We start from the raw sequence: 23,456 nt of genomic DNA, 5'->3' as shown, positions 1-23,456 counted from the left end.
CTTTTGCACGCCAAGCGAGGCCACAATTCTCCGCCGCGCCTCTCTCTGCATTGTCAAAGCAAGCGGAACGCCAGAATGGCAACGATGGTCGGTGGGATTGCTGCGACAAGCAACCCCATCGGATGAATCGCCTCATCCTCAAAGTTGCCACGCAGGATCGCCACACCGGCGGGGTTCGGCGCATTGGCGATGATCGTCAACCCTCCCCCCGTGACGGCCCCCGTCACCAGCGCATACTTGAACGAGTCGGACAATCCCTCGACCAGTGAGCCAAGATAGGTCAGCGCGGCATTATCTGTGATCGCCGTCAAAAACGTCGCGCCAAAGAATACGGCATCGCTGCTCATCGCCAACAATACCGGCCGCAGCCACCACTGCTGCTGCCCGCCCAGCACCACCAGCCCCGCCAGAAAGAAGGCGACCAGTAAACCTTCACGCAGGATCAAACGATCCTGGTAATCCTGGTAGGCATGTGCAACCCCCAGGAAAAACAGGAACAGGCCGAGGAAAGCGGCGGGATGGTGGGCAAAGGCGACCACCCCCACCAGAAAGAGCAGATGCAACGCGACCATGATCGCCGGTACGCTGTTGTCTTCAGAAGCATCGCGGCCGGATGAAACCCGCGACAACTCCTGCCGGAACAGCCACGTCGCACTCAAGGCGTTGACGATGACGGCGATGGCGGCTTTCCAGCCCAAAGCGGTGATCATGAACCAGATATCCCACCCCCATTTACCGGCCACCATGAGGACCGGTGGCGCCGCGAAGGGCGTCAGGGTACCGCCGATGGATATATTGACAAACAAGACCCCCAGCGTGGTGTAGCGGAGCCGGGTCGACAGCCCCTTGGAAAAGTAGCTATCGCGCAGGATCAAGGCCGCGAGGGTCATGGCCGCGGGCTCGGTGATGAACGAACCCAGCAAGGGAACCAGGGCGAGAATCGCGAAATAGAACGCCATTGAACTAGGCAACGGAATGAACTGGGCGACTGTACGTACGCAGAACCTGGCGAACTGCAAGATAGGCTTGGTCCCGGCGATCACCATGATGGCGAAGACGAACATGGGCTCCGTAAAGTTACGCGAATCCAGGTACTGGGTTGCCGCTGCGCGGCCCTCGACGGCGAACATGCACAAGATCAGGATCATGGCCCAGAAGCCGAACACGACTTCGACTTCGCCCAGCAGATGCCACAGCCCGGCGTGGGTGGGGCGGGTATGTGCCAGCCGCTCAAAAAACTTGGTCGAGAACGTATGCAGGATGGCAACGGCGAATAGCATTGCGCCGATGATCTGGATGATGCTAGGTGTCACAGACTCCCCCTTTGGATGTCGAATTGAAATAGTTCATTAATCCAATGCCTGGTGCTTGTTGTTTCAGAGGACCAGATGGTCATGACGAGACTTTAGCAGTTGCTTGCTCATCGAAGCTGGACGTCAGCTTTGCCATGAGTCGGCAGAGCGCTGTTTTTTTAAAAAACGGGGGCCGAAGCCCCCCAAGGTCGCTTGTTGCTACTGCTCTGTTTGCCCTTGGCCTCGCGGCCCAGAGTGAAATGGTTACCGCAACAGCAACACCGGAACCGGTGCCGTGCGGATCATGTTGGTCGTTGTGCTGCCGATCAGCAGGTGGCGGATACGGGAATGGCCGTAGGCGCCCATCACCAGCATGTCCAAGTCGAACGCACGCAGATAGGTACTGAGTACCATCTCGGCTTCGCCCGCGATCAGGGCGGTGGTGACGTTAACGCCTCCCTGCATCAGTATCGTGCCAGCCCAGCCCAGCGTCTCCTGGTTGGCCGGGGTTTCAGCCCCAGCCATGACCACGTGACATGCCAGTCCTTTGAATAGCGGGCTCGCCGCGATCATCTCGACCCCCTTGCGGGTGGAGGTGCTGCCGTCGAAGGCGATCATCGCCGACTGTGGCGCGTTGAACGTTTCAGGTGCAACGAGAATCGGACGGTGCAGCGCGCGGATGGCACGTTCCAGATTGCTGCCGATGTGGTCCGGTGCCAACTCGGCGGCTTCGCCACGCCGGCCAAGCACGAACAACCGGACATTCGGTTCCATCTCTGACAGCGTTTCCAGCAATCCCCCATGGCACTGACGAGCATCAGATGTCATGTAACCGGCAGTTGCAACCTGGATTTTCCCCGCTTCCAGCAAGCGTCTACCCTGCTCCTGGGCCAACTTGCTCCGCTGTTCATCAAGGCTGGCCAGTTCCGCAAGGAGCGCATCCTGCGCCCCCAGGCCGATGCTGCCGGAATAGTCCTTGGTGCCACTCACCGCCATGCGCTGATCCAGTACGTGCAGCAAATGCAGTGGCGCTATCAGGCGAGCGGCCGCCCAGGCGGCGTACTGACATACGCTGGACTGATAGCGGGAATGATCAATGCATGCCAAGACTCGTGTCGTCATGGTTATCTCCTCAGTGGCCGCCCATCAGGCGTTCAACGGCATCCGGTTTATCGTGTACGGCAAACTTGTCCACCATGGTTGCACTGGCTTCGTTCAAGCCTAGAATCACCACCTCGGCGCCTTCCCGGCGGTACTTGAGCACAATGCGGTCAAGGGCGCTGATTGCCGAAATGTCCCAGAAATGGGCGTGGCTGACATCGACGATGACCTTGTCGATCGCCTCTTTGAAGTCAAAGGCTGCCGAAAAGCGGTCAGTCGAGGCAAAGAATACCTGGCCGGTCACGGTGTAACGTCGGCACCGTCCTTCGTCTTCCAGTGCCGAGCCGATATGGAGAATCCGGCCAACCTTCTGGGCGAAGAACAGTCCACTCAGCAACACGCCGACCAAAACACCCTTGGCCAGGTCATGCGTGGCCACCACCACCACGACGGTTGCGGCCATCACAATGCTAGAACTGAGCGGGTGGGTACGCAGGTTGCGCAGCGACTCCCAACTGAAGGTGCCGATCGACACCATGATCATCACGGCCACCAGCGCCGCCATCGGGATCTGCTTTACCCACGGGCCAAGAAATACCACCATGATCAACAGCACCACGCCCGCGACCAACGTCGACAGACGACCGCGGCCACCTGATTTCACGTTGATCACCGATTGGCCGATCATGGCGCAACCGGCCATGCCACCCAGCATGCCGGAGGCAATGTTGGCGATCCCCTGGCCCATCGCCTCGCGGTTCTTGTCACTTGGGGTGTCGGTAAAATCGTCCACGATGGTGGCCGTCATCATCGATTCCAGCAGACCGACCACCGCCAAGGTTGCGGAATACGGGAAAATGATCGCCAGTGTCTCGAGGTTAAGCGGCACGTTGGGCAGCAGCAACACCGGCAAACTATCCGGCAGCGCTCCCATATCACCTACCGTACGGATGTCGAGGCCCAGTGCCATCGAGACGGCGGTCAGCACAATGATGCAGATCAGCGGCGAGGGAACGGCTTTCGTAAGAAGTGGAAACAGATAGATGATGCCCAAGCCCGCCGCGGTCATCGCATAGACCACCCACGGGACGTTAGTCAGCTCCGGCAACTGTGCCATGAAGATCAGTATCCCCAATGCATTGATGAATCCGGTCACCACCGAGCGAGAGACAAAGCGCATCAGGGAACCAAGCTTTAACACCCCGGCGAGGATTTGCAGCAGGCCGGTCAGCAGCGTGGCCGCCAGCAGGTATTGCAGGCCGTGGTCCTTGACCAGTGTCACCATCACCAGCGCCATCGCCCCGGTGGCTGCCGAAATCATGCCCGGGCGGCCGCCGGCAAAGGCGATAACCACGGCGATGCAGAACGACGCGTACAGGCCGATCTTGGGATCGACCCCGGCGATGATCGAGAACGCAATGGCTTCGGGGATCAGCGCGAGCGCGACGACCAGACCGGCCAAGACGTCGCCGCGAATATTGGAAAACCACTCCTGGCGTAAGTGACTGACAGACATATCTTCTCCATTTGAATGGCCTGGGCCATGGATTGTTGGGATTGCCTGTTGAACCGACATGCCGAAAAGGCGTGCAGCATAGCCCCATCGATACGGTGAACCGTACATTGGGCAGCACAACAGTGACCGCTCAGCGGTCTGAAGCAACGACAAATGACAAACAAGGGGGTGTCCGAAAGGGACGGACGTGCGAATTCGCCTACCGGAACGGTAGGGAAATCAAGAGAGGGGTAAGGCAGCGAACTACATCGGACTGTAGATTCTGTGGCTGAATAGTTTACGAAAGAGCACGGAGTCTAACTGCTAAGCTACATAAGGTCAAAAAAGAATCGCATCAACTCAGGGATATGCATCGGCTACTGGGAGAGCTCATGCAAACCATGGACCGAATCGAAAGAGAAACCAGTGCGATCACATTTCCCGATTTGTAGAACTGGCTTGGTCAGAATGCTCATGCGCTAGCCTCAACATCCCCACCTTGGTAATCAGCCTTGATAGCCTTGGGTTGCACGGCGACTCACAGTACAGTTGTAACCTCTCCTCATCGATAACACCGAGCCAGCACTTCCGGCGGCACCCCCAGAAAATAGGCTAATCTAAGCAACCACATCAGCAAAATGGTGCGCCAAATGCCGCGCGTTTCCCAACGCCGTCCGGAAGTCACCACGGTCGATCGCAGGCACAACGGTGGCGATATGCGCTTGAGGAGGACCGATAGTTCGATATCCTCCATCAACGGCTGTTCCGGGACGCCTCCGATCTCAGCGAATACATCACGTCGAACGAACATTGCCTGATCGCCGGTCGCGATACCCGTTAATCGGGAACGCCAGTTCATCATGTGGGCGATGAGTCTCAGCATGCCTGGCCGGCCTGCAATATGCACGTCAAAGCGCCCCCAGACCTGGCCGCTCTTGGTAAGCGCCGCCAAAATCAGCCGGTCTGCCCGACTGGGCAGAAGCGTATCGGCATGCAGAAACAGGAGCACTTCACCTTCGGCCGCGGCGGCGCCAGCATTCATTTGGTTCGCCCGGCCGCAGGGTGAGTGCAGCAGCCGATCCACCCATGGCACTGCGAGAGCCACGGTGTCGTCACGGCTCCCGCCATCGACCACGATCACCTCCGCACCGTGAAAGCGTAATTCCTGCAGCGCCGACAACGTATGTTCAATTCGTTCGGCCTCGTTCAGGGTGGGCACGATGATTGATAGATGTTTCATACTCCCCACCTCTGCCAAGCATGGTAATGCTCGGCCCAGGCCAGCAGTCTCTGCGGGACGTGCGCTCGCCGCCATTCGCCAGCCGCGTGTTTATTGGCCTCGGCCAAGGTCGGATAAGGATGGATCGTGCTGAGGATCTTGTTTAGCCCGAGTCCATGCTGCATCGCCAGTACGAATTCGGCGAGCAGTTCGCCGGCCTGAGCGCCGACGATGACCACGCCGAGGATGCGGTCCTTGCCGGGCGGCGTCAGCACCTTGATGAAGCCTGCCGCAGCCTCATCCGCAATCGCCCGGTCCAAGTCTTCGATGTTGTAGCGTGTCACTTCGTAAGCGATGCCTTGTTCGCACGCCTCCTGCTCGGACAACCCGACCTTGGCAATCTCCGGGTCGGTGAACGTGACCCAAGGTATCGCCGAATAATCGACCTTGAAGCGTTTGAAACGTCCGAACAGGGCATTGATGCTCGCGTACCAGGCTTGATGGGCAGCGGTATGGGTGAATTGGTAAGGCCCGGCTACGTCACCGCAGGCGTAAATACTGGGATACAGAGTCTGTAAATAGGCGTCGGTTTCGATGGTCTTGCGCCCGGTCATCGGAATACCCAACTCCTCCAGGCCGAAACCTTCCGTTCGCGCTTGCCGGCCAACTGCACACAGAACGACGTCGAATTCGATCGCGACGTCCTCGTTTTCGTGCCGCAGCCACATCCGCTTGCTGTTGCCGTTGCATTCAACTCGCAACGTCCGATGGTCGGTCAGAACCGACACACCATCGCGTTCAAGTGCCGCGCGCGCGTATTGTGAAACCTCTTCGTCCTCGCGCTTCAGCAGGCGCGCCTCCTTTACGACCTGGGTGACCTGGCTGCCGAAACGGGCGAAAGCCTGCGCCAGCTCGCAGCCGATCGGCCCTCCGCCGAGCACGACCAGACGACCGGGCCGCTCGGTCAGCGACCATAAGGTCTCCGAGGTGAGAAAACCCACTTCCTGCAGTCCGGGAATGGTGGGTACGACCGGGCGCGAGCCAGTGGCGAGCACGATCGCGCGGCTCGTGAGCGTGCGACCGTTGACCTCGACCTGCCATGGCGAAGTGATGTTCGCATGCCCGTGGATGACCTCGACGCCCAGTTGCCGGTAACGTTCGACCGAATCATGCGGCTCCACGGTTTTGACCACCCGGGCGACCCGGCCCATAACCTCGGCAAAATCGAATTTCGTTTCGACGGCTTGGATGCCTAGCGCTGAGGCATTGCGGCATTGGTGCAGGAACTTGGCGGAGCGGATCAGCGCCTTGGACGGCACACAGCCATAATTCAGACAGTCCCCGCCCATCTTGTGACATTCGATCAATGTCACCTTGGCCTTGGTCGCTGCACCGATATAAGCAGAAACCAGGCCAGCGGCACCACCGCCTATCACGATCAGATTGCGGTCGAAGCGGCGCGGCTTGCTCCATCTGCGATAGACATGCTGCTGCCGGAACCAGGATAGTGTCTTGCGAGCCAGTAACGGCAATATGCCAAGCGCGGCAAAGGACAGCAGCACGCCAGGCGACAGGATCCCGCGCACGCTGGAGAGCGTTGCCAACTGGGTGCCGGCGTTCACGTATGCCAGCGTTCCCGCCAGCATGCCGATCTGGCTCACCCAGTAGAATGTCCAGGCTCGGATCGGCAATAGGCCGGCCACCAGGTTGACCAGGAAAAACGGAAACAGCGGCACTAGCCGCAAGGCGAACAGGTAGAACGGCCCTTCGCGCGCAAAGCCCTGTTCGACCACCGCCAGCTTGGTACCGAACCGTTGCCGCACGCTGTCGCGAAACAAGTAGCGCGCCAGCAAAAACGCCAACAAGGCGCCGATGCTGGAGGCGAAAGACACCAACAGCGTGCCTTCCACCAGACCGAACAGCGCGCCGCCGGCCAGCGTCAGCACGGCAGCGCCAGGCAGGGACAGGCCGGTGACTGCCACATAGAGTGCTACATACAGTAGCGGCGTTAGCCATGGATGTCGGCCAAAAAACGTCCGGAATGTTGCTTGACTGGCTTTGAGGTAATCGAGGCTCAGATAATGGCCGAGATCCAGCCACCAAAAGGCGGCCAGCAGAGCCAGCAGCACAATCAACAAGGCGAGCTTGGTCGGCTTCATCCAACGTGCTCCCGATTCTCCAGGGCGCCGCCGCAGCTGCTGCCCTGTCCCGCCGTGCAGCCGTAGCAGTGGTCGGCCACCACGATAGGCTGTCCGACCAGGTCCTGCCCCAGCAAGTCGAGCAAGTGCGGATGGGGGACGCCATGCCATTTCATCGGCAAGTGCAGCATCTGGTTGAAGTCACAGTCGTACAGGAACCCTTGCCAATCAACGCTGATGAGGCGGCGGCACATCACATTGTCCAGGTTGGCCGGGCAATAGTGGTCGCGCAGCAGTTGCATGTAACCGGCAAACTGCCCCTTGGAAACCAGCGTGCTGCCGAAGCGCTGGATCGGCATGTTGGCGAGTACGAACAGCTGGTTGAACAGGATGCCGAAGTGCTCGGACAGCTCATGCCGATAGGCCGCCTGCAGCTTCGATTGATCCGGCGGCAACACCGGGCCTTGCGGGTTGTAGACCAGGTTGAGCGCAAGCCCGCTGCCGGGCCGGGCGTAACCGCGTGCGTTGAGTTCTTGCAGTGCCGCGATGCTCTTGTCGAACACGCCGTTGCCGCGCTGACGGTCGACGTTGTCTTTTTCGTAACACGGCATCGAGGCGACCACTTCTACCTGTTCGCGCGCCAGGAAATCGGCCAGATCCTCCTGGCCCGGCTCGAACAGGATGGTCAGGTTGCAGCGGTCGATCACCTTGACCCCGAGCGCGCGCGCGTGGCGTACCAAATCACGGAAATGCGGATTGAGCTCCGGTGCGCCGCCGGTCAGGTCGAGCGTGGTCAGCCGGCGCGCTTTGAGCACGGCCAGCACCAGTTCCACAGTGTCCCGGTTCATCATTTCGGTGCGGTTCGGGCCGGCGTTCACGTGGCAGTGCACGCAAGTCTGGTTGCACTTGTAGCCCAGGTTGACCTGCAAGGTGTCTAGCGTGGTGCGGCGGATGGCGGGAAAGTCAGTTTTCTGCAGCAGTGGCAGCGTGGCATGCATTCAGTGTGCTCCTCTCTTTGTTCTTTGTTACAGCGTGCGCACGGCCAGCGTTGCCAGCCAAGCGAGCACGGCGGCCAACGGCAGGGTGGCTAACCAGGACAGCACGATGTTGTTCACCGTCGACCAATCGATGCTGCGAGCGCCCGCACCGACGCCCGCGATCGCGCCGACTGCGACATGGGTGGTGGACACCGGCAGGCCGAGCTTGCTGGCAAGCAGCACCAAGGCCGCGGTGATCAGGTTAGCGGTCAGACCCTGCGCGCTATCCATCCGCGTCACACGCTGGCTCATCGTGACGGCAACCCGACGGGCGTAGAGCAGCCCACCGGCCGCCATGATCGCGGCGATCGCCAGCACCGAGACCGACGCCTGGAACAGATGCGAGGCCAGCAGCAAGGCGGCCAGCTTCGGCGTGTCGTTCACCCCGCGGGCAAAACAGATCAGCGCGCCGGACAGGGTGTGCACCTGATCGGCCAGGCGGGCGAGCGAGAAGCGCGCCATCGGCTGTGGCAGCGTGTCGCACTGCGCTTGCGGCGCGATGATGAGACCCGGCGCGGCAGCTTGCATCAGCACGGCGCCGTTTTCCGCCGGCTCCGCCAGCGAAACGGGCGGCAGCACGCACGCGCAGTGGTTCTGCATCGCTCGCCGGCGCGCCAAGGGATAGATCACCAGGCCGAGCGCGGCGGCGATCAGCGGGCTCGTCACCAGCGGCAACAAGAAACTGCCTGCCAGTTTGGCGTAATGGATCTCGCCGCCGTGCTGGCCGAGCGCCGCTCCGATCAAGCCGCCGATCAGCGCATGGGTGGTGGAAATCGGCAAGCCGGCGCGGGTGGCGATGAATACCGTCAATGCCGTGCCGGCGCCGACACTCGCAAGGAACAGCGGTGCGCTGGCGACGGCATCGGGCACCAGTCCCTTACCGGAGAACTGCTGTACCAGAGTGTCGGCCAGCAGCAGCGACACCGCGCTGCCGGCCACCGTGGCCACGGTAGCGAGAATGAGCGCGCTACGATAACTCAAGGTATCCGAGCCCCAAACGGTGGCGAATCCCTTGAAGTTGTCGTTGGCGCCGTTACTGAAAGCCACGAGCAAGGCGGCGCCTATCAACAGATATTCCATTTCGTCTTCCTTTGGCCGCTAAGGTGTGGCCCGTTCAGCAGCAGGCGCTGCTGACGGGCACGGACTCCCGGCTGAATGGCAGAGTGCTCCCGCATCCTTCGAACAGGCCGTAGTGCTGCGTGAAGTCGCCGATGAAGTCGAAGTGCGGGCCGAAGCGGCTGTCGTGCAGCATGCGCCAAGTATTGCCGCACACGGGGAACACGCGACCAGCCTCGATGTCATGATGCTTGTCGAGCATGAAGCGGTGCGGGTGGTGGGGCACCGTGCCGCGATAGATCACCGCCTGCCCGTAGTCCTCGCAGGCGTTTTCTAGTCCGTCCAGCTTGAACAGGCGGTAGGTGGCCGAATAAAAGCGGATGCTCCCTGCTTTTTCGGCCAGTTGCGCATCGTCAATCACCAGCGGGCGGTCCGTCACCAGGCGCGGGTCGGCAAAGCCGTGGCGCTGGGCCAGCCGGAGAAAGTCGTTCCAGTACAGCGCCCCGCCCAGGCATTCGCCGTACAGTACCGGGTCGTTGCGCACCGACTCGGGCACACGCCGGTCGGCGTAGACGTCGGAGAAATAGAATTCCCCGCCCGGTTTCAGCAGCCGATAGACTTCGCGCAGCACCGCCTGCTTGTCCGGCGACAGGTTGACCACGCAGTTCGAGACGATCACGTCGAAGCTGGCGCTCGCAAGACCGATCTCGTCGAGACTCTCGATGTAGCCTTGTGCAAACGACACGTTGTCAAAGCCGAACAGCTCGCTGTGGTAGGCATGGTGGCGTTCGGCGACGGCGAGCTGTTCTTCGGTCATGTCCACCCCGAGCACGTGACCGTGTTCGCCCACAAGCTGCGCCAGCACATAGACATCGCGCCCGGCGCCACAGCCCAGGTCGAGCACGCGGCAGCCTTCCAGCAGCGGCGGGCACACCAGGCCGCAGCCGTAGTAGCGGGCGGTCACTTCGGGATGGACCCTGGCCAGGAGCGGCTTCAGCCATGCGGGCGTTAGCGAGGGGTCACAACAGGCGGAAGTTTTCAGGTCGTCGGAGTGTTGCAACTGGTGGCCGTAGTAATCTTTGACGATATCGTGCATGACTCAACTTCCCTTGGAATCGGACGGGTATGCACCTTGGTCGCCACCCGGCGCGGTTTGCTTACACCGAGGTCGTGATGACTCCACCCGGTGACACCCAAGCAGCGGGCAGCCGCCGCAGATCCGCCGGTTCGTCGACGTCGTGCAGCATGGAGCCTTGCCGCAGCGACCAACCCAGCCTCGCGATGCGGCAAGTGGTATCGAACGCGACGGTATCGGTACTCCAGGCAATGTCGGAGAACAGCAGCGGGTGATAGCGGTTGAGCCCGAGCAAGGCGTAGCCGCCGTCGACGGTGGGATACAGCACCGCATCGTGCCGGCGCAGCGCAGCGGCCGCTTCGCGCAGCAACGCCGCGCTCATTTCCACGCAATCGGTGCCGATCAGCAGCACTGTCTCGCCGCGCGCGACGGCCTGCTCTGCGGCCCGTGCAAGGCGAGCGCCCAGGTCCCCGGCTCCTTGCTCCCCTATCGCAACCGCGCTGGGCAGGGTGACACCATGCCACTCCGGGGTGTCGATAGCAGGTGTCACCCGCAGCTCGATCGGCCCTAGTTCGGCCGCCAGCGCGCTATCCACCGTGCTATCGAGCATGCGCCGCGCCAAGTTGGCGGCTCCCTCCGCATTGAGTGCCGGGATCAGGCGGGTTTTGGCAAGCCCGGGGCGCGGGGCTTTGGCGAAAATGATGGTTCTGACCGGTTGCATCGTAGGCTTCCCCTCGTAGCATTCATTCACCTGTCTCTTGATCGACAAGCAATGAGCCGTAGTCGTGCGGGAGGGCTAGGTTCTTACATCAGTGCGCACGAGCTTTGGCGATTTTGCTGGCAGGACGATTCTGGAAATCCGGGTGTAAGAAAGGGGTTGGGGTGCACGACTACTGACCGTTTCGTTTAGTCGCTGGAGAGACTGCCATGAACTGGTACGCGCACCCCGAATCCTGGTCGTTTATTCTGCGCAGGTATCTCCCGCGTCTGGCGCTCTGCAGTCTGGTTTGGGAGATCGTGCAGTTGCCGCTTTACACACTGTGGGCAGCGCCGCGCGTGGGGTGGATCGCTTTTGCGGTCGCGCATTGCACCGTGGGCGATGTCATGATCGGAGCGACGGTCTTGATCCTCGCCATGATCCTGAGCGGCGCCGGTGAGCCCGTCAACTGGCCGAGGACAAAGCTCAATGTGATAACGGTTGTTCTTGCGGTTACCTATTCGCTGCTGAGCGAGCGAGTCAATCTGGCCAGCGGGAGTTGGGCGTATTCCGCATGGATGCCGGTATTGCCCGTGATCGAAGTGGGGCTGGCACCGCTGCTGCAGTGGGTCATCGTGCCTATTGCGACTTGGTGGTGGGCAAACCGACAGCCGCCAGCCTAAGCCAGTCGTCTCGGATAAGCCGGCCCACACGCCACGCCAGCCCCTCGGTCAGGATGGTTATTCTTGCAGCTCTCGGCGCTTTTGCTCGTATTCTTCCTGATTGATTTCCCCGCGCGCATAGCGTTTCTGCAAGATTTCGAGCGCTGAGCCCCGTCGAAGTCCGCGGCCGGCCAGCAGCCAGATCAGCGCGATGATGCCGAACACGGCAAGACCCCAGAACAGGATCATGAAGATCCAGCCGAATCCCATTCCCCAACTTGCGCCACAACCCCAGGACATCATCACAACCTCCTATTCCTACTCCATTCACCTGATACCTTCATAGCTCGGCATCACAGAAAGGCCGTGATCCAGCTCAAAACCTTGCATGGCCATGCAAGCTGGGGGCGGCGAATGCTACACATCCTGCGATGGAACGCTTGGCTCCGACTCACCCTCGTCCGGCTTGTGCGCATAGGTTTTAGCGATCAGCCGCAGCATCTGCATCTGCTTACCGAAGTTGCGACAGCCAGAACACATCATCGTATGCATGTTGAGCGCCATCCGTTCCTTGATGACCAGGTGGCGTTCCAGCGATTCGGAAAGCAAGCGCGTGGCATTGAAGCAGTTCAACATCATTGGACTCCCTGAGCGAACCAGTTGTTTTCCAGGCATTCGCGCAAGCGCAAGCGCGCCCGGTGCAGCATCACGAACAGATTGCTGACAGTGATGCCAACGGCTTGGCAGATCTCCTCTTTTTCCAGCTCGACGACTTCGCGCATCATGAACACCCGAGCCTGTTGCGGCGGCAGCCGCTCGAGGCAGGCTTCGAACATCTGCCAGAACTGCTTCTGATGAAACGATGCCACTGGGTCACTCCACGGGATCGGGCGCTCATCCGGCTGCCAGAAGCCCTTGCGATCGAACAACGAGGTGAAATCTTCCCCTTCCTCTTCCTCGCGCAGCAGCCGGCTGGCATCGACTAGGCGCTGATTGCGCCGCAGGATGTCGGCGATCTTGTTTTTCAGAATCGCCAGTACCCAGGTCTTGAGCGCCGCCCTGCCACCGAACGAGCCGGCGTTCTTCAGCGCACCGATCAGTGCCTCTTGCACCGCGTCTTCTGCCGCGTGGCGATCGCCCAGTTGCAAGGTGGCGAACTTGAGCATCTGCCGGCGCAAGTCCTCGATAAAGTTGCTGTCGTGCAGGGCATCCCATGCCAGCGACGCGGCTTGGCCGTTTTCATGGCTCATTTACAGACCTCTTCTCGATTTCGTTCTTGGCCCCACTATAGGTGGAAACACATCCAATGCATTGCCGACGATGCGCGACCGTATCGCAGCCTTGAGCAGGGGGGCATCGTCACGCCCCGGCGGTCGAGTAATGCTGCTGCATGAGCTCTCGCACCGGCATCGCGCGCACCGCAGCCTCCACCGCACGCGCGATTAGCGCTTCGTCGACAACCGTTTGCAGCTCGGCTGGGGTACCACAGCGCCCTGTAGGCTCGGCCAAGAGCGCACGATCGCCGTCCACAAGCACGAATTCACCGCCGCAATTGCGGCAGTAGACATGCTCGCCCGGCAATTGCTCCCGCCTGATCGTAAGTGTCGGGCCACACATCGGGCAAGACTGCAATGGAATGCCGTCGTCACTATGGCCGCGGATATGATCGAGCTGGCCTGCTTCGCCGAGCTCGATCAGCAAGCGGCCGAAACCTTGGTCGAACTGGTGTCCCAAGTAATCTCTCACAATGCCCAGTGTGCACTCCTGCGGCATGCCGGCACGGTAAGGTCGATGGCTGGTCATCGCATCGAAGGCGTCGCATATCCCTACGATCCGGGCTTCCAACGGAATGCTTTCGGGCTTCAAGCCGCGTGGATAGCCCAAGCCGTCTGGGCGCTCGTGATGTAGGTAGACGGCGTTCTTGACCAGGCCGGCTAGTGGATGCCCCGCAAGCATGTGCATGCCCATTTCCGGGTGCGTCTTGATTACGGCGTATTCTTCGTCGCTCAAGCTAGCCGGCTTGCGTAATATGGCATCCGGTACTCCGATCTTGCCCAAATCATGCAGGAACCCGCCCAAGCTGATGCGTGCGACTTCGGTCGGTTCCAGCCCGGCGGCCTCGGCAAGCAGGCGTGCGTACTGCGAGACGCGCCACAAATGCCCGCCGGTGTACGGGTCGCGCGCCTCGACAAACCACGCCATCACCATCAGGCTCGCCAGCATCTGGCTGAAACCGATTGCCGCCTCGCCGTCCGGTTCCGGGCAATCAGCCCGATGCAGCAGCTGAACGACCCGCTCAATGAGATTCATGCTCATATGGTGACTCCTGTAAAGGGTGGTATGGCTCCGTCACATCGTGTGGCATACGATGACGGCGGATGAAACGTCGATCGATCCAGTCTTTCCAGTGCCAGACCCAGGCGCCCTCGGTGCTCCAGCTTCCCCAAGAAGCGATGGCGTGCTTGGGACCGGTCGAGATCAGATAGAGTGAGCAGGCGCGCGGGACATACGCGCGCATGGCGCCACCTTCCAGCGCGGCGCGCAGGTTGTACGCCAGTACCGGACCGGCATGCACCGCATGCACGCCGGAGCGCGCCACGGCCGCATCTTCGCGCGCACAGACGTCGCCGGCGGCGAACACGTGCGCGTGTGAACGGCTACGGTGGGCGTCGTCCACTGCGACATAGCCGTCTGGATCGAGCGCCAGTTTGGACAGCGCGAGCCAGCATGGCGCCCTGGCGCCGGTGGCGGCGACGATGCGATCCGCCGCCAAGTGTTCGCCATTGGCCAGCAGCAGTCCGCTGGCCGTTCCGGCGGCGCGCGAGCGATGCACGGCGATGCCACGAGCGACCAGCCAGCGCTCCGCCCGCGCGACGACCGCCGGCGCATGGCCTGCCAACAAGTCCGGGCCGGACGCCACCAGGTCGACTTGTGCGTCGATACCGCCCCGCACGAACCCCTGGCGCGCGGCAAACGCCAATTCGACGCCGGCGGCCCCGCCGCCGACCACGGCCAGACGAAAACCGGCACGGCTTACCGCCTGTTCGAGTACTTGCGGCCAGGCGGCAACAAAGCTGCCAAGCGGGCGCACCGGCAGCAGCCGCCGTTGCGCCGCATGCAGCCAGGAGACGTCTGTCTCACTGCCGACGTCGAGCGACAGCAGGTCGTACTCGAGATACGTGCCATCGGGCAAGACAATACAGCGGCGCTCTGCATCCAGCCCGGCCACCGGCGCCAGAATCAGCCGCGCGCCGGCCGCCCGCGCCAGTGGCTGCAGGTCGATACCGCACTGATCCAGCCGGTAGTGGCCGGCCATCCAGCCCGGCACCATGCCTGAATAAATCAGCTGCGGCTCAGGTGTCACCAGCAGGACCTCGGCCGCCCGGAGCCGGCGCATTGCCAGCGCGCGCAGTACGCCGAGATGGGCATGCCCGCCGCCGACCAGGATCAGGCGCTTCATGGCCGCCTGCCTGCCCGATTCGGGCAGGAACGATGCCGAGCGCGCATCATGGTCTTATTCATAGCCGCCATCTCTTCAATTGTTGGACTGTCTGTAGTCGTGCCATGGCCTCGCTTTCTTACAGATGGGTTGTAAGATCCGCTTCCTTCCCTGCGACTACAGTCCGAAGGTTGCTCAAACAGGAGGAGATCACATGTCGCAAGCCAGAATCGGCATCATCGGCGGTAGTGGGTTGTATCAAATGGAAGGAATCGAACAGGCGCGGGGATATGAGCTGACCACCCCATACGGCACGCCGTCCGACCGGATCGTGACCGGTGTCTTGCACGGCGCACCGGTCGCGTTTCTGGCGCGGCATGGTCGCGACCACCGCTACCTGCCAAGCGAAGTTCCATACCGCGCCAATATCTACGCACTGAAAGCGCTCGGCGTGCGCTACCTGATCTCGATTTCTGCGGTCGGCTCGCTGCAGGAACCGTTGCGCCCGCTGGATATGGTGCTGCCCGACCAGTTCATCGACCTGACCCGGCGGCGTGACAGCACTTTCTTCGGCAATGGCGCCGTCGCGCATGTTTCGATGGCTGCGCCCGTCTGTTCCGTGCTCGCCGATGTGCTCGCGCAGGCGGTTCACGACACCGGTCTCGACAACATTCAGCTCCATCGGGGTGGCACCTATGTCTGCATCGAAGGCCCTGCGTTCTCGACCTATGCCGAGTCGCAGTGGTACCGCAGCATCGGCGGCAGCGTGATCGGGATGACCAACATGCCGGAGGCCAAACTCGCGCGCGAGGCGGAGATGGCTTATGCCACGCTGGCCCTGGTCACCGATTACGACTGCTGGCACCCAAGGGAGGCACACGTCACCGCCGAACTGGCCATCGCCAACCTGATGCAGAACGCCGCCAACGCGCAGCGTGTGGTCAGCCAGGCGGTACGGTGGCTGGCACTCGACTGGCCTCGCTCGGCTGCGCATGACGCGCTCGCAGCCGGGCTGGTCACGCGACCGGCGGCGATGGAACCAGCAACCCAAGAGCGCTTGGGGGTGTTGATTCGTGACTATCTGTGAGTCGCGTGCCGAATTTTTCCAGTTTTGTAAGCAAACGGCTTGGCTGAGCGACCGATACGCGATCGCTGATGCAACCGCATCGCCCCCCAAAAAAACCGGCCGGGCGCGAGCAAAACACGCGCCGCGTGTGACAGCGCAGGAAATCGCAATGAAACCCGACCGCACCACGCCAACAGACCACCGCCCGTCATCATGGCGGCGGCTGGAAATCGTTGCCGTGCTGCTGGCGGTCGGTGGCTGTGTTTTCTTGGTCTTATGGCTGGTGCCGCACCGCTTGTCGTTCGACTTTCCTGCCACAGCACAAGGAATCGTACGGTGGGTACGCTCGTTGGGCGCATGGGGCGTAGTGGGGTCGCTCCTGCTGATGGTGGCGCATTCTTTTCTGCCGTTTCCCGCCGAGATGGTCGCGCTGGCCAACGGCATGGTTTATGGTCCGTTTTGGGGCGCGGTTATCACCTGGTGTGGTGCGATGCTGGGGGCGGCAACCGCCTTCGGGCTCACCCGGCGACTGGGCCGGCCGTTCGTCGAGCGGTGGATGACGCCGGGTTCTCGGCGTGAACTAGCGCGCTGGTCGCAGCTGCATGGTGCCACCGTGCTGTTGGCCTGCCGCTTGATGCCGGCGATTGCCTTCAACCTGATCAACTACGCGGCCGCCTTGGCCGGCCTCTCGTGGTGGACCTTTCTGTGGACCACCGCGCTCGGCATTCTCCCGTTGACGATCCTGCTTGCCGTTCTGGGCGACCGCATTCTGACCATCCCGTTCACAGGCTGGCTGCTGATGAGCCTTGCTGTCGCCATGACCGGATGGCTATTGATCCGGCTGCGCGCCAGGGCACGGCGCTCGACGGATTCGAGTAACGGTACGTCGTAAAAGTTGCGTGCCGACGCATCCGTGTAATGGATCCTGCAGGCCACGCGACTAAGTCGGCACCGGAATATTCCGGACATCCAACAGGAGACCACCATGCAATCGCAAAATGTCATCAAGGCTGCCTTGGCACTGAGTTTGATTGGTCTGGCCGCAGGCGGCCAGGCCGCAGAGAAGAAGATGGAACAGCCCGAGAAGAAAATGGAACAGTGTTACGGCGTCAACGCCGCCTACAAGAACGACTGCAAGGCGCCTGGCCACTCCTGCGCCGGCCAGGCCACCAAGGCGCGCGACCCGAATTCGTTCGTGGCGATGCCGGCCGGCCTGTGCAACAAGATCGAAGGCGGTTCGACCAAGCCGAAAGAATCGTAAGGAGGCCGCCGATGCTCGCCGCCACGTTGCCGAACACTGAAATTCCGGCGCACGCCGGTATCGGCCTGCGACCCATACACTTTGCCCAAGTGCTGGCCGAGCGGCCGTCCGTGCCGTGGTTCGAAGTGCATAGCGAGAACTTCTTCGGTGCCGGCGGCGAGCTGTTGTCCGTGCTGGAGGGGGTGCGGCGCGACTACCCCATCAGCCTGCACGGCGTCGGATTGCACCTGGGATCGGCCAGCGGGCTCCAGCACGATCACCTGGCCAAACTCGGCCGGCTTGTCGATCACATAGACCCCGGCCAAGTCTCGGAACATTTGTGTTGGGGCGCAGTCGACGGGCACAGCCTGAACGAACTGCTTCCCCTTCCCTATACCGAGGAAGCGCTGGATCTGATGATCGAGTGCGTCCTGGAGACTCAGGAGTTTCTGGGGCGGCAGATTCTGATCGAGAACGTGTCGAGTTATCTGAGTTATCGGCACTCGACCATTCCGGAATGGGAATTTCTGGTCGCCCTGGCCGAGCGCAGCGGTTGTGGCCTGCTGTTTGACGTCAACAACGTCTACGTCAACAGCGTCAACCATGGCTTTGACCCGCAGGAATATCTGCATGCCATCCCAGCGCACGCGGTTGGCGAGATGCATTTGGCCGGATTCAGCCGCAAAGAGGGTTTGCCGGTGCCCTTGCTGATCGATACCCATAGTCGCCGCGTCGACGCGGCGGTGTGGGCGCTATACCGCGAGGCGGTGCGCCTATTGGGCGCCAAGCCGACGCTGATCGAGTGGGATCAGGATCTGCCGGCGTTCGCGGTCCTGCAGGACGAAGCCCGACTGGCCGAGGAGATCCTCCGTGACTACCGCCCCGTCCTTGCTTGAGTTGCAGCGCGCCTTCAGCCGTAGTGTGTTCACCGGCGATCCGGCCGGGATCGCGCCGTGGGTCGCACCGCACGGTCTGACTGCCGATGAGCGCCTGCAGATCTACCGCAATATGGTGTTCAACACGCTGGGCAGTGCGCTGAAGACCAGCTATCCGTCGGTACTGCGCCTGGTTGGGGAAGACTGCTTTGATGGTGTGGCTGCCCGCTATATCGCGGCCGTGCCATCGCAAAGCAGCAATCTGCAAGACTACGGCGCGGCGTTCCCGGACTTCCTGGCGGCCATACCGGAAACCGCCGAACTGCCGTACCTAGCCGACATCGCCCGCTTGGAATGGGCGCGCCAGCTGGCTTACCTGGCGGCGGAGGCCACGCCGCTTGCACCGGGGCGCTTGACCGAGCGGTCGGAAGACGAGTTGGCCAGAACCGTGTTCGTGCTCCACCCCAGCGTTCATCTGATCGACAGCCGCTATCCGATCCTCGACATCTGGCGCTTTTGCCAGGAGGCCGACAGCCAGGATCGGCTGCAACTGGGCGGGCATGGCCAAACAGTGTTGCTCTGGCGCAGCGACACGCAGATTGCGATGCAAACCATCTTACCCGGCGGAGGTTGCTTCATCGCCGGACTGTTGTTGGGAATGCCGCTAGGCATGGTAATCGACAAGGCGCATGCGCAGGACCCTGCCTTCGACCTGGCGGCGCACCTGCACCTGCTCTTGCAGAACGGTCTGCTGATCGATGCTCATATTGAACAAGGGAGATCATGATGAAACACTGGATTCAGTCAGTTGCCGACAGCTATGGGCGCCTGGTCGGCTGCCTGGAGCAGGCCGCACCATTAAGTTTGCTGCTATTCCGTCTCTGGGTGGCGCTCGCCTTCTGGCGCGCCGGCGTGGTGAAGTGGGATGACCCGGACAGCACCCTGGCGCTATTCCAAAACGAATACCACGTCCCCCTGTTGCCGCCGGAGTTTGCAGCGCCACTCGGCACCTTTATCGAACTGGTGTTCCCATGGTTGCTCGGGCTTGGCCTGCTGGGCAGACCGGCTGCAGCCTTCCTGTTCGTCTACAACATCGTCGCCGTGATCTCGTACCCGGAACTGTGGCCAAACGGCATCTGGGCCGATTTCTGGGGCAACGGCTTCGTCGACCACAAGATCTGGGGCATGATGCTGCTCGCGCTGACCGTTTACGGCCCGGGCAAACTGTCGATCGATGCCGCCCTACAGCGCTGGGTTATGCCACGTTGGCTGCGCCACGATGATCGCTTTCCACTCACCGGCGACAAGGAAAATCCGCAGGAAAAATCCACTTGACCCTGGAGCTTACTCCAAGGTTTATCCTTCAAGCGTGGGGAACGTGGCATCTCCGCGTGATCCTACCCCATGATTGAAGGAGCCTGGAAATGTCAATGAAACGCAAGGTGGAAGTGTTCAGCGCCGGTTGCCCGACCTTCACAGACGTCGTGTCCCTGGTGCAAGGGCTGGCCTGCCCGTCGTGCGAGGTCGATGTGCTCGACATGCGCGATGTCGCCGTGGCAAAGCAGGCCAAGGCGCTCGGCGTGCGCTCGGTACCGGCCGTGGCGATCAATGGTCAACTGGCCGGCTGTTGCGCAGGACGCGGCATAGACGAAGCGAGTCTGCGCGCTGCCGGTCTGGGTCAGCCTTGAGCGCTGCGCTATGTTGACCATTGGCAAGCTGGCCCAGGCGGGCGACATCAGCGTGGACGCGCTGCGCTACTATGAGCGCGAGGGGTTGATCGCCCCCGCAGCCAAGACCGACAGCGGCTACCGACTGTATGAGGAGGATGCGGTGCGCCGCGTCCGCTTCATTCAGCACGCCCAGGCCTGCGGCTTCACGCTGACGGAAATCCGCGAGTTGCTGCATCTACGCCAGAGCGACAGAGCCTGTTGCAACGATGTGCGGCAGCGCGCCATCGAGAAGAAGCTTCAGCTTGCAACCAAGATTCGCGCCATGCAGGTGATGTCCGCCGCGCTCGACCGGCTGATCGCCGAATGTGCCGACGGCACGCAGTCAGTCGATGACTGCCCGATCCTGGCCGCCTTGGAACAGGTCGATGACGACATGGAGCGTGCGTCGTGAAAGTCGAACTGTTCTATGCGCCGGGTTGCACCAAGTGCACCGCCACGAAGGCCGATCTCGAGGCTGCCGCCGAAATGGCCGCGACAGGCGTGGAGTGGTGTGAAATCAACGTGCTCGACTCGCTCGACCGCGCGGTCGAACTGGGCGTGTTGACGCTGCCGGCGCTCGCCATCGACGGCCAACTGGTGTTCACCACGCTGCCCACACCCACACAGCTCGCAACCGAATTACGGCATCGCCGGGGAGTGCAGGGTCATGGAGCTTGAAGCACTGCGGCAGGCCGTGGCGCAGGGCGCCTTGGGCGCAAGCGGCGTCAGCCTGCTGGCGGGCCTGTTCTTCAGCCTCAATCCCTTGGTGCTCGCGGCGCTTCCGGTGCCGCTCGCCTATGTGATCCGTGCCAGGTCACCGAAGGACGCCGCCCGCTACGGCCTGATGTTCCTCGCCGGCATGATTGGCGCGCACGCGCTGCTCGGCCTGCTGGCCGGTTTCGGCGGTCAGTGGGTAGAGACGCTGGTGGGCCGTTACTGGGGGCTCGTTCTCGGGCCGTGGCTGATCGGGCTGGGTCTGCTGTGGACCGGATGGTTCAAGCTTTCCCTGCCTGCCTTCGGATTCAAAGCCGCGCGCGCCAAAACGGCGTGGGGGGCGTTCGCCTTGGGTGTGCCGTTCTCGGTTGCAGTCTACCCGGCGTGCACGCCGGCGCTGGTCGTGCTGCTGGGCGCTTCGGCCGCTGGCGGCTCTCCCGTTCTGGGGATGGCAATGCTGGCCAGTTTTGCCGTGGGGCGCGCCATTCCGCTTGCGCTTGCGGCCTCGGCGGTGGGGTGGATGGAACAGCTGAGACCGCTGGGGCGTTTCCGGCGATCTTTCGAGCTGGCAGGGGGCATCCTGCTGATGTTCACCGGCCTCTACCTGCTCAACGCCTACTTTGTTTTCGTGCCGGCGCTGGCGGGATAGGAGCGATCATGACATCTGGCCAAGCGCACCCATCCAGCTCCCCCTCGGAATCCACTGCGCGGGGCACGACGCTACACTGGCTTGCGCTGCTGTCGTCGTCGGGCACCTTGGTCTGCTGTGCGGTGCCGATCCTGCTGGTTTCCATCGGCCTCGGCGCGACCGTGGCCACGATGACCAGTGCGCTCCCCCTGTTGGTCACCCTGGCTGCGCACAAAGCCTGGCTGTTCGCCGGTTCGGCCATGCTTCTGGCGTTGGCCGGCTATGCCACTTTTCGCACAGGTCGAGCCTGCCCGGCCGATCCAACCCTGGCCGCGGCCTGTCAGCGAGCACAGCGCCTGAGCGTGCGCCTGTTCTGGCTGTCGCTCGCCATCTGGGGCATCGGCTTCCTCACGGCCTATCTCGCCTTGCCGATACGCATCTGGCTGGGCTACTGAACCACTGGTGGTGAAAGCGATGGAGGTTCCCATGCGCAAGTTGACATTGAAAGCGGGATTGGCTGGCCTGGCCCTATGGCTACCGCTGCTGGCCTGGGGCACACCGATACAGGTCGTGGACATCGACGTGCAGGGCCTGACCTGAAAATCATCTAGCCGGCCTCCCGCCGCCGCAGTTGCGGCGGGGTTAAAGTGAGTTTGCGAACTTGCAATAACCATCGGAGGCCGGAAATGAAATATAGCGGAATTGACCTGCACTCGAACAACAGTGTGGTGACCGTGACGGATGAAGAAGACCGAGTCGTGGCGGAGAAACGGTTGCCCAACGACTTGGCGAAGATTCTGGCATTGCTCTCGCCCTGGCGCGAGGAGTTGGCGGGGGTCGTGGTCGAATCGACCTTCAACTGGTACTGGCTGGTCGATGGTTTGCAAGCGGCGGGCTTCAAAGTGCATCTGGCCAACACCACGGCAATCAAGAAATACGAAGGACTCAAGCACAGCGGCGACGAAACCGATGCGCGCTACCTTGCACACCTGCTGCGGCTGGGGATTCTGCCGACGGGAACGATCCTGGCGCCGGAGCAACGCGCCGTGCGTGATCTGGCCAGGAAGCGCATGCAACTGGTGCGCAGTCGCACCACGCACATCCTTGCTGTCGAGAACATCACCGCCCGCCAACAGAGTGCCCGTATCAGCAGCAATCAAGTGAAGCAATTGACGGCCGATGCCGTCGATCGAATGCCCTGGCCGGAAGATGTGGCGCTGGCGGTCAAAACCAACGTGGCGGTCATTGCCACGCTTTCCGCGCAAATCGATCTTCTTGAAAAGCGTCTGCAAGAAAAGGTGGGGGCGCGAACGGAGTACGGACTCCTCACCAGCGTGCCGGGCATCGGCCAGGTGCTGGCAACCACGATCCTGCTCGAAACGGGACCGATTGATCGCTTTGCCGCCGCCGGCAACTTTGCTTCCTACGCCCGCTGCGTCGACAGCGTGCGCACCAGCAACGGCAAGAAAAAAGGAGAGGGGAACACCAAGAACGGCAACAAGTACCTGGCCTGGGCGTTCGTCGAGGCGGCCAACTTTGCGCTGCGCTACTGCGCCGAAGCGAAGCGTTTCTACGAACGGAAGAAGGCGAAGACCAACAACGTGGTGGCGATCAAGGCGCTGGCGCACAAGCTGGCGCGAGCCTGCTTCCACATTCTGAAGGAGCGCAAACCGTTTGACGTGACGCGCTGCTTTGCATGAGTAACGACGGCGGCCGGCAAGCCCGGATTTGGGGACTGGAGTGACAGCCATTTGGTCTGAATGGGATGTCGTGCCGCCGTCACCGATTTGCAGTACAAGCGGATCGCCCGCAACGTGAGCCAGCCAAGGATTGGCGCCGGGGAACCGGCAACCACGGGTCTGTGATGAACCCATTGGACACGCTGCGGCACCAACGTTCTTCTGGGGCGGCGAAGCCGCCAGGGCGACAGGCAGTTTCATTGCCGCTCGCTTGATCCTGATGGGTGTCTGGCGCGATTCGTCGCAGCCATGATTTGAAGAAACGGGCGTGATC

General features: G+C 61.8%; 27 protein-coding genes. 13 read left to right on the top strand and 14 right to left on the bottom strand.

What is annotated here, in order from left to right; translation table 11 throughout:
* Positions 1 to 53: 53 nt before the first annotated feature.
* The 9 genes from B9N72_RS10245 to B9N72_RS10205 form a co-directional block, all read right to left on the bottom strand.
* Complete coding sequence (locus tag B9N72_RS10245; RefSeq protein WP_085276302.1) at positions 54 to 1,313, bottom strand: putative Na+/H+ antiporter; 1,260 nt, start codon at positions 1,311 to 1,313, stop codon at positions 54 to 56.
* A gap of 243 nt (positions 1,314 to 1,556) precedes the next feature.
* Positions 1,557 to 2,414, bottom strand: coding sequence for a universal stress protein (locus tag B9N72_RS10240; protein WP_085276301.1), 858 nt, complete (start codon positions 2,412 to 2,414; stop codon positions 1,557 to 1,559).
* Between the two features lie 10 nt (positions 2,415 to 2,424).
* A complete protein-coding gene (locus B9N72_RS10235) occupies positions 2,425 to 3,969 on the bottom strand; it encodes a SulP family inorganic anion transporter (RefSeq protein ID WP_456107094.1) in 1,545 nt (514 codons plus the stop codon).
* Between the two features lie 481 nt (positions 3,970 to 4,450).
* Positions 4,451 to 5,128: a TIGR04283 family arsenosugar biosynthesis glycosyltransferase gene (locus B9N72_RS10230; protein ID WP_085276299.1), complete on the bottom strand. Its 678-nt coding sequence runs from the start codon at positions 5,126 to 5,128 to the stop codon at positions 4,451 to 4,453.
* Positions 5,125 to 7,266 (bottom strand): FAD-dependent oxidoreductase, encoded by a 2,142-nt coding sequence (locus tag B9N72_RS10225; RefSeq protein ID WP_085276298.1) that lies wholly within the window; start codon positions 7,264 to 7,266, stop codon positions 5,125 to 5,127. Before B9N72_RS10225 ends, B9N72_RS10230 begins: the two co-directional genes overlap by 4 nt.
* Positions 7,263 to 8,243 carry an arsenosugar biosynthesis radical SAM (seleno)protein ArsS gene (gene arsS / locus B9N72_RS10220; protein ID WP_085276297.1) on the bottom strand — a complete coding sequence of 327 codons (981 nt, stop codon included), beginning with the start codon at positions 8,241 to 8,243 and terminating at the stop codon, positions 7,263 to 7,265. Before arsS ends, B9N72_RS10225 begins: the two co-directional genes overlap by 4 nt.
* A 27-nt stretch (positions 8,244 to 8,270) precedes the next feature.
* Positions 8,271 to 9,362, bottom strand: a complete 1,092-nt coding sequence (locus B9N72_RS10215; RefSeq protein ID WP_085276296.1) for an inorganic phosphate transporter — start codon at positions 9,360 to 9,362, stop codon at positions 8,271 to 8,273.
* A 34-nt stretch (positions 9,363 to 9,396) separates the two neighbouring features.
* Complete coding sequence (locus B9N72_RS10210; protein ID WP_085276295.1) at positions 9,397 to 10,434, bottom strand: methyltransferase domain-containing protein; 1,038 nt, start codon at positions 10,432 to 10,434, stop codon at positions 9,397 to 9,399.
* A 61-nt stretch (positions 10,435 to 10,495) separates the two neighbouring features.
* Positions 10,496 to 11,134 carry a TIGR04282 family arsenosugar biosynthesis glycosyltransferase gene (locus B9N72_RS10205; protein WP_085276294.1) on the bottom strand — a complete coding sequence of 213 codons (639 nt, stop codon included), beginning with the start codon at positions 11,132 to 11,134 and terminating at the stop codon, positions 10,496 to 10,498.
* Between the two features lie 206 nt (positions 11,135 to 11,340).
* On the opposite strand from B9N72_RS10205, the gene B9N72_RS10200 reads away from it, so the two are divergent.
* On the top strand, positions 11,341 to 11,793 hold the full coding sequence (locus B9N72_RS10200; RefSeq protein WP_085276293.1) for a hypothetical protein: 453 nt from the start codon (positions 11,341 to 11,343) through the stop codon (positions 11,791 to 11,793).
* Positions 11,794 to 11,850: 57 nt separating this feature from the next.
* Here the strand turns inward: B9N72_RS10200 and B9N72_RS10195 are convergent, their stop codons facing one another.
* The 5 genes from B9N72_RS10195 to B9N72_RS10175 all read right to left on the bottom strand — a co-directional run bounded on the left by B9N72_RS10195 (position 11,851) and on the right by B9N72_RS10175 (position 15,232).
* On the bottom strand, positions 11,851 to 12,075 hold the full coding sequence (locus B9N72_RS10195; protein ID WP_085276292.1) for an SHOCT domain-containing protein: 225 nt from the start codon (positions 12,073 to 12,075) through the stop codon (positions 11,851 to 11,853).
* A 114-nt stretch (positions 12,076 to 12,189) separates the two neighbouring features.
* Positions 12,190 to 12,411: an anti-sigma factor family protein gene (locus B9N72_RS10190; RefSeq protein WP_200810937.1), complete on the bottom strand. Its 222-nt coding sequence runs from the start codon at positions 12,409 to 12,411 to the stop codon at positions 12,190 to 12,192.
* Positions 12,408 to 13,022 (bottom strand): RNA polymerase factor sigma-70, encoded by a 615-nt coding sequence (locus tag B9N72_RS10185; protein WP_085276291.1) that lies wholly within the window; start codon positions 13,020 to 13,022, stop codon positions 12,408 to 12,410. The genes B9N72_RS10190 and B9N72_RS10185 overlap by 4 nt, the downstream gene beginning before the upstream one ends.
* 109 nt (positions 13,023 to 13,131) lie before the next feature.
* Positions 13,132 to 14,088 carry an HD-GYP domain-containing protein gene (locus tag B9N72_RS10180; RefSeq protein WP_234985941.1) on the bottom strand — a complete coding sequence of 319 codons (957 nt, stop codon included), beginning with the start codon at positions 14,086 to 14,088 and terminating at the stop codon, positions 13,132 to 13,134.
* Entirely contained in the window at positions 14,069 to 15,232 is a 1,164-nt protein-coding gene (locus B9N72_RS10175; RefSeq protein ID WP_085276290.1) for an FAD-dependent oxidoreductase, read from the bottom strand. Before B9N72_RS10175 ends, B9N72_RS10180 begins: the two co-directional genes overlap by 20 nt.
* A gap of 193 nt (positions 15,233 to 15,425) precedes the next feature.
* Here B9N72_RS10175 and mtnP point away from each other — a divergent pair, with 193 nt between their 5' ends.
* The 12 genes from mtnP (at position 15,426) to B9N72_RS10115 (ending at position 23,143) form a co-directional block, all read left to right on the top strand.
* On the top strand, positions 15,426 to 16,298 hold the full coding sequence (gene mtnP / locus B9N72_RS10170; RefSeq protein ID WP_085276289.1) for an S-methyl-5'-thioadenosine phosphorylase: 873 nt from the start codon (positions 15,426 to 15,428) through the stop codon (positions 16,296 to 16,298).
* A 148-nt stretch (positions 16,299 to 16,446) separates the two neighbouring features.
* Entirely contained in the window at positions 16,447 to 17,169 is a 723-nt protein-coding gene (locus B9N72_RS10165) for a TVP38/TMEM64 family protein (protein ID WP_085276288.1), read from the top strand.
* Between the two features lie 93 nt (positions 17,170 to 17,262).
* Positions 17,263 to 17,538 carry a BufA1 family periplasmic bufferin-type metallophore gene (locus tag B9N72_RS10160; RefSeq protein ID WP_234985940.1) on the top strand — a complete coding sequence of 92 codons (276 nt, stop codon included), beginning with the start codon at positions 17,263 to 17,265 and terminating at the stop codon, positions 17,536 to 17,538.
* A gap of 11 nt (positions 17,539 to 17,549) precedes the next feature.
* Entirely contained in the window at positions 17,550 to 18,413 is an 864-nt protein-coding gene (gene bufB, locus B9N72_RS10155) for an MNIO family bufferin maturase (protein ID WP_085276287.1), read from the top strand.
* A complete protein-coding gene (locus B9N72_RS10150) occupies positions 18,388 to 19,179 on the top strand; it encodes an HvfC/BufC N-terminal domain-containing protein (protein ID WP_085276286.1) in 792 nt (263 codons plus the stop codon). The genes bufB and B9N72_RS10150 overlap by 26 nt, the downstream gene beginning before the upstream one ends.
* Entirely contained in the window at positions 19,179 to 19,727 is a 549-nt protein-coding gene (locus B9N72_RS10145) for a DoxX family protein (protein WP_085276285.1), read from the top strand. Before B9N72_RS10150 ends, B9N72_RS10145 begins: the two co-directional genes overlap by 1 nt.
* An 89-nt stretch (positions 19,728 to 19,816) precedes the next feature.
* On the top strand, positions 19,817 to 20,080 hold the full coding sequence (locus tag B9N72_RS10140; RefSeq protein ID WP_085276284.1) for a thioredoxin family protein: 264 nt from the start codon (positions 19,817 to 19,819) through the stop codon (positions 20,078 to 20,080).
* Between the two features lie 10 nt (positions 20,081 to 20,090).
* Complete coding sequence (locus B9N72_RS10135; RefSeq protein WP_085276283.1) at positions 20,091 to 20,513, top strand: heavy metal-responsive transcriptional regulator; 423 nt, start codon at positions 20,091 to 20,093, stop codon at positions 20,511 to 20,513.
* Entirely contained in the window at positions 20,510 to 20,779 is a 270-nt protein-coding gene (locus B9N72_RS10130; RefSeq protein ID WP_085276282.1) for a glutaredoxin family protein, read from the top strand. The genes B9N72_RS10135 and B9N72_RS10130 overlap by 4 nt, the downstream gene beginning before the upstream one ends.
* Complete coding sequence (locus B9N72_RS10125; RefSeq protein WP_085276281.1) at positions 20,769 to 21,464, top strand: cytochrome c biogenesis CcdA family protein; 696 nt, start codon at positions 20,769 to 20,771, stop codon at positions 21,462 to 21,464. The genes B9N72_RS10130 and B9N72_RS10125 overlap by 11 nt, the downstream gene beginning before the upstream one ends.
* A gap of 8 nt (positions 21,465 to 21,472) precedes the next feature.
* Complete coding sequence (locus B9N72_RS10120; protein ID WP_085276280.1) at positions 21,473 to 21,898, top strand: hypothetical protein; 426 nt, start codon at positions 21,473 to 21,475, stop codon at positions 21,896 to 21,898.
* Positions 21,899 to 22,129: 231 nt separating this feature from the next.
* Positions 22,130 to 23,143: an IS110 family RNA-guided transposase gene (locus B9N72_RS10115; protein ID WP_085276279.1), complete on the top strand. Its 1,014-nt coding sequence runs from the start codon at positions 22,130 to 22,132 to the stop codon at positions 23,141 to 23,143.
* Positions 23,144 to 23,456: the final 313 nt, after the last annotated feature.

This window comes from Pseudogulbenkiania subflava DSM 22618, assembly GCF_900177275.1.
Classification (GTDB): Bacteria; Pseudomonadota; Gammaproteobacteria; order Burkholderiales; family Chromobacteriaceae; genus Pseudogulbenkiania; species Pseudogulbenkiania subflava.
The sequence above is the reverse complement of the archived record's forward strand: the minus strand, read 5'-3'. Positions and strand labels throughout refer to the sequence as shown.

Excerpts from the sequence above, each read along its gene's own strand:
- B9N72_RS10240 (WP_085276301.1), bottom strand. The coding sequence starts at position 2,414 with ATGACGACACGAGTCTTGGCATGCATTGATCATTCCCGCTATCAGTCC.
- B9N72_RS10235 (WP_456107094.1), bottom strand. The coding sequence starts at position 3,969 with ATGTCGGTTCAACAGGCAATCCCAACAATCCATGGCCCAGGCCATTCA.
- B9N72_RS10230 (WP_085276299.1), bottom strand. The coding sequence starts at position 5,128 with ATGAAACATCTATCAATCATCGTGCCCACCCTGAACGAGGCCGAACGA.
- B9N72_RS10225 (WP_085276298.1), bottom strand. The coding sequence starts at position 7,266 with ATGAAGCCGACCAAGCTCGCCTTGTTGATTGTGCTGCTGGCTCTGCTG.
- arsS (WP_085276297.1), bottom strand. The coding sequence starts at position 8,243 with ATGCATGCCACGCTGCCACTGCTGCAGAAAACTGACTTTCCCGCCATC.
- B9N72_RS10215 (WP_085276296.1), bottom strand. The coding sequence starts at position 9,362 with ATGGAATATCTGTTGATAGGCGCCGCCTTGCTCGTGGCTTTCAGTAAC.
- B9N72_RS10210 (WP_085276295.1), bottom strand. The coding sequence starts at position 10,434 with ATGCACGATATCGTCAAAGATTACTACGGCCACCAGTTGCAACACTCC.
- B9N72_RS10205 (WP_085276294.1), bottom strand. The coding sequence starts at position 11,134 with ATGCAACCGGTCAGAACCATCATTTTCGCCAAAGCCCCGCGCCCCGGG.
- B9N72_RS10200 (WP_085276293.1), top strand. The coding sequence starts at position 11,341 with ATGAACTGGTACGCGCACCCCGAATCCTGGTCGTTTATTCTGCGCAGG.
- B9N72_RS10195 (WP_085276292.1), bottom strand. The coding sequence starts at position 12,075 with ATGATGTCCTGGGGTTGTGGCGCAAGTTGGGGAATGGGATTCGGCTGG.
- B9N72_RS10190 (WP_200810937.1), bottom strand. The coding sequence starts at position 12,411 with ATGATGTTGAACTGCTTCAATGCCACGCGCTTGCTTTCCGAATCGCTG.
- B9N72_RS10185 (WP_085276291.1), bottom strand. The coding sequence starts at position 13,022 with ATGAGCCATGAAAACGGCCAAGCCGCGTCGCTGGCATGGGATGCCCTG.
- B9N72_RS10180 (WP_234985941.1), bottom strand. The coding sequence starts at position 14,088 with ATGAGCATGAATCTCATTGAGCGGGTCGTTCAGCTGCTGCATCGGGCT.
- B9N72_RS10175 (WP_085276290.1), bottom strand. The coding sequence starts at position 15,232 with ATGAAGCGCCTGATCCTGGTCGGCGGCGGGCATGCCCATCTCGGCGTA.
- mtnP (WP_085276289.1), top strand. The coding sequence starts at position 15,426 with ATGTCGCAAGCCAGAATCGGCATCATCGGCGGTAGTGGGTTGTATCAA.
- B9N72_RS10165 (WP_085276288.1), top strand. The coding sequence starts at position 16,447 with ATGAAACCCGACCGCACCACGCCAACAGACCACCGCCCGTCATCATGG.
- B9N72_RS10160 (WP_234985940.1), top strand. The coding sequence starts at position 17,263 with ATGCAATCGCAAAATGTCATCAAGGCTGCCTTGGCACTGAGTTTGATT.
- bufB (WP_085276287.1), top strand. The coding sequence starts at position 17,550 with ATGCTCGCCGCCACGTTGCCGAACACTGAAATTCCGGCGCACGCCGGT.
- B9N72_RS10145 (WP_085276285.1), top strand. The coding sequence starts at position 19,179 with ATGAAACACTGGATTCAGTCAGTTGCCGACAGCTATGGGCGCCTGGTC.
- B9N72_RS10140 (WP_085276284.1), top strand. The coding sequence starts at position 19,817 with ATGTCAATGAAACGCAAGGTGGAAGTGTTCAGCGCCGGTTGCCCGACC.
- B9N72_RS10135 (WP_085276283.1), top strand. The coding sequence starts at position 20,091 with ATGTTGACCATTGGCAAGCTGGCCCAGGCGGGCGACATCAGCGTGGAC.
- B9N72_RS10125 (WP_085276281.1), top strand. The coding sequence starts at position 20,769 with ATGGAGCTTGAAGCACTGCGGCAGGCCGTGGCGCAGGGCGCCTTGGGC.
- B9N72_RS10120 (WP_085276280.1), top strand. The coding sequence starts at position 21,473 with ATGACATCTGGCCAAGCGCACCCATCCAGCTCCCCCTCGGAATCCACT.
- B9N72_RS10115 (WP_085276279.1), top strand. The coding sequence starts at position 22,130 with ATGAAATATAGCGGAATTGACCTGCACTCGAACAACAGTGTGGTGACC.